Source organism: Craterilacuibacter sp., assembly GCF_051659485.1.
Classification (GTDB): domain Bacteria; phylum Pseudomonadota; class Gammaproteobacteria; order Burkholderiales; family Chromobacteriaceae; genus Craterilacuibacter.
Map to the genome: position 1 here is coordinate 1 of NZ_JBOFOO010000300.1, position 3,606 is coordinate 3,606.

The 3,606-nt window shown below is 59.4% G+C and carries 6 protein-coding genes; 4 read left to right on the top strand and 2 right to left on the bottom strand.

Annotation, left to right across the window (positions count from 1 at the left end; genetic code table 11):
- Together ACRC1E_RS10520 and ACRC1E_RS10525 are read left to right on the top strand one after the other, a co-directional pair.
- Positions 1 to 443 (top strand): YceI family protein (locus tag ACRC1E_RS10520; RefSeq protein ID WP_438515049.1); only part of this gene is annotated, 443 nt, incomplete at its 5' end.
- Between the two features lie 20 nt (positions 444 to 463).
- On the top strand, positions 464 to 1,033 hold the full coding sequence (locus tag ACRC1E_RS10525; RefSeq protein ID WP_438515050.1) for a YceI family protein: 570 nt from the start codon (positions 464 to 466) through the stop codon (positions 1,031 to 1,033).
- Between the two features lie 188 nt (positions 1,034 to 1,221).
- On the opposite strand, the gene ACRC1E_RS10530 is transcribed toward ACRC1E_RS10525, so the two are convergent.
- Positions 1,222 to 1,920 (bottom strand): SDR family NAD(P)-dependent oxidoreductase, encoded by a 699-nt coding sequence (locus ACRC1E_RS10530; protein ID WP_438515051.1) that lies wholly within the window; start codon positions 1,918 to 1,920, stop codon positions 1,222 to 1,224.
- Positions 1,921 to 2,002: 82 nt separating this feature from the next.
- Entirely contained in the window at positions 2,003 to 2,248 is a 246-nt protein-coding gene (locus ACRC1E_RS10535) for a PhaM family polyhydroxyalkanoate granule multifunctional regulatory protein (protein ID WP_438515052.1), read from the bottom strand.
- A gap of 95 nt (positions 2,249 to 2,343) precedes the next feature.
- On the opposite strand from ACRC1E_RS10535, the gene ACRC1E_RS10540 reads away from it, so the two are divergent.
- Together ACRC1E_RS10540 and ACRC1E_RS10545 are read left to right on the top strand one after the other, a co-directional pair.
- Positions 2,344 to 3,183 (top strand): ChaN family lipoprotein, encoded by an 840-nt coding sequence (locus tag ACRC1E_RS10540; protein ID WP_438515053.1) that lies wholly within the window; start codon positions 2,344 to 2,346, stop codon positions 3,181 to 3,183.
- Between the two features lie 56 nt (positions 3,184 to 3,239).
- Positions 3,240 to 3,606: DUF2062 domain-containing protein (locus tag ACRC1E_RS10545; protein ID WP_438515054.1), on the top strand; the 367-nt coding region annotated here is incomplete at its 3' end.

Below are 3,606 nucleotides of genomic sequence, written 5' to 3' on the forward strand. Positions count from 1 at the left end.
AGATGGGGGTGCCGATGAAGGGCAGCTTCCGCACTTTCAAGGCCGATGCGCATTTTGATCCGGTCAAGCTTGCCAATAGCCGCGCCGATATCCGTATCGCTACGAGCAGTATTGCCTTGCCGGCCACCGATGCGGTGGCAGAAGCGAAAAAGCCGGCCTGGTTTGATATCGCGCGTTACCCGGAGGCACGCTTTGTTGCCACTACATTCAAGGCGCTGCCCGCTGGCCGTTACGAAGTACGCGGCAAACTGACGCTCAAGGGCGTGACCCGCGAGATCAGCGCGCCGTTTACCGCACAGGCGCAGGGCAACAATATGCTGATAGAAGGCGTACTGCCCGTTTCGCGTCTGTCCTTCAATATCGGCGACGGTAGCTGGCGTGATACTGAAACCGTATCCGACACCGTCAAGCTCAATTTCCGTCTGTCTCTGACCAAGCCCTGATTAACTCAAAGGAAAACACCATGCATAAAACCCTGCTTGCCTGCCTGATTCTGTCTGCCACCAGCGCGGCTTATGCTGCACCGGTCAAATACGATATCGATACGACCCATGCCAGTGCCAGCTACGAAATCAACCACCTGGGCCTGTCGCTGCAAAGCGGTACTTTCAGCCAGATCAAGGGCAGTCTGTTGGTGGACGAGGTGGCCAGGACCGGCAAGGTTGATGTCACCATCCCGACTGCGACTCTCAACAGCTATTTGGCCAAGCGTGACGAGCATCTGAAGAGCGCCGATTTTTTCAATGTCGCCAAATATCCGACGATGCATTTTGTGTCGGACAAAGTTGAGTTCAAGGATGGCAAGCCGACCGAAATAGCCGGCAAACTGACGCTGCTGGGCGTGACGCAGCCGGTGACGCTCAAGGTGCGCTATGCCGCCAAGCTGGCCAACCCGATGAGCGGTGTCGAGACATGGGGCGTGAATGCTACAGGCCAGCTCAAGCGCAGCGAATTCGGCATGAAGACCTATCTGCCGGGCATTGCCGATGACGTCAAGCTGGACATCGCGCTGGAAGCGGCCAAGGCCAAGTAAAGCGGCTTTTAAACCGGCGTCAGTCGTTATGCCTCGGCCGGCTTTGTTTGTCTCGCCCGCATGGCGCGCCAGCACTGGCGCCTGCGCGGCGCATCCCGGCACCGGGCATCTGGCGCCCTTGTTTTTGGCGCCGGGTGCGTGCGGGGCAGGCTTTGCTATCGATTTAAAGACGGCAAGCCGGGTGCTGGCTAAACCTTCAGGCTCGACATGCCGCCATCGGCATGCAGTATTTGTCCCGTGATCCAGCCTGATTTTTCGGAAAGTAAAAAAGATGCAAGGTAGGCGAGGTCTTCGGGCTGGCCGATTTTTTTAAGCGGGTGCCGCTGCGCGCCGGCTTCTTTTTTTTCTACGGTATTGAGTAAGGCCGCAGCTAGCGGGGTGTCGGTCAGCGAGGGGGCAATGCAGTTCACCCTGATCTTGGGGGCAAGCTCGGCTGCGAGTGCCCTGCTGAGCCCTTCTATCGCGCCCTTGGAGGCGGCCACCAGCGTATGAAAGTTAAAGCCGGTTTGTACCGCTACCGTGGAGAAAAATACAATCGACGGGCTGGCTGCATTTTTCAGTTTCGCAAGGCAAGCCTGTGTGGCTTTGACGGCACCGACTAACTGCAATTGATAATCGGCTATAAATTCTTCCGGCTTTATCCGTGCAAAAGGCTTTAGGGTCAATGCGCCCGGGCAGTAGACCAAGCCATCAATCACATCAGGCAAAAAACCGAAATCCGGGCTTTCATCCAATATATTCAGTGCCTGTAGATGGGCAAAGCCGGTCGCCGTCGCCGGTAGGGTCGCATGATAGGTGCCATATACCTGATGGCCTGCGGCCATCAGCTGTGTTGCCAGTGCCGCCCCAATGCCGCTAGAAGCGCCCACAATCACGATATTCGCCACGATCTTTCCTTTCGCGGGGCCGCAGTAGCGCTAGGCTAGTTCTTTGGCAAGCCCGCGTTTAATCACGCGCCAGAGGGCCGGCTTAAGCGTCCTTGCGCTTGAGGGCCACCAGTGCGGCCTGCTGCATTTCCAGTGTCTTGATCTGCATGGCCAGCATACCCATATTCATCGTCAGCCAGCCTTCGACGACCTTGAGTTCGGCAATCTTGCGGCCGACTTCTTCTTCGCTCATTGGCGGCATGAAGGGCTGGCCGCCGCTAGGTGTCGCGCCTTGCCAGAATTGACGCAGCAGGGCAAAAGGGTCGTTGGGGTTGAATTCCTGGCTCATGGCACATCCTCAAGGTGACAGTTTTCGGGTGCAGGCCCGTGCAGCGCCTGCCGCGATAGTGCAGAATGAATCAAATTCCCGCGAAGGAAAAGACCGTGTCGTATTTAAATCGTCTGGCCGCATGGCTGGTGTTGTCTTTACCACTACTTGCGCAAGCGCAGCCTGCGGCTAGCATAGCCGATCAGGCCTCGCGCTGGATGCGCGGCCAGCATGTGGTGCTATTGGGCGAAGTGCACGACAATGCCGGCGGCCATGCACAAAGACTGGCCTTGCTTGAGCAGGCACTGCAGTCCGGCTGGCGTCCGGCGCTGGTGATGGAAATGTTCGACCGCGAGCAGCAGGGCGAGCTGGATGCGGCGCGCTTGCGCTGCGCGGACGACACCGACTGCATCATCGCTCTGGTCGGGGGCAAAGGTTGGGACTGGGCGCAATACCGGCCCTTACTGGTACTGGCGCAGCGCTACCAGCTGCCGTTGGTGGCCGGCAACCTGTCGCGCAGCGATGCGCGCAAGGTGATGAAGGAGGGCTATGCGGCGGCGCTGACGCCTGGGGTGCGTGCGCGCTACCGGCTGGATCAGCTGCTGCCGGCCGATCTGGCCGCCGGGCAGCAACAGGCGGTGGACCGTGGCCATTGCGGTATGCTGCCTGCCAGTGCCATGCCGGCCATGGTGCGCGCCCAAGTCGCGCGCGACGTGGTGCTGGCCGATGCCTTGCAGGCGCATGCCGCGCAAGGAGCGGTGCTGATCGCCGGCAACGGCCATGTGCGCCGCGATCTGGGGGTGCCGCGCTGGTTGCCGGCGAAGATGCCGCTATGGGTCGTGGGTTTTGTCGAGCCGGGGCAGGGTACGGCGGCGTATGATCTGGCTGTTGTGGTGGCGGAAACCAAGCGCGAAGATCCCTGTCTTGAACTGAAGGCAATGAAACGCCCGCAATAGCATGAGTACAGCGCCGGTTATCGGCTGTTTTTGCATCAATCGAGGGAGAGTCTGTCTTGAAAAGAAAATTGCGCCGCCTGCTGCCTGATGCGCACAGCCTGCGCCAGCGCAGGGGCTTGCGCTGGCTTGCGCCGTGGTTGGGACGCGAGCAGTTGTGGTATCTCAGCCGTCACAGTGTGGCGCTGGGTATGGCGCTAGGCGTGTTTTTCGGTCTGCTTACACCTTTTGCCCAGATTATTCTGGCAGTGGGGGCGGCTATTATCCTGCGTGCCAACGTGGCTGCCGCAGCCTTGTCTACGCTGGTGACCAACCCGCTGACCTTTGCCCCTATCTATTATCTGGCCTATCGACTGGGCGCATTTCTGCTGGGTGAGCCGGCTTCTGTTGGTGACGCAACGCTGGCATCGGCAAGCTGGCTGGACA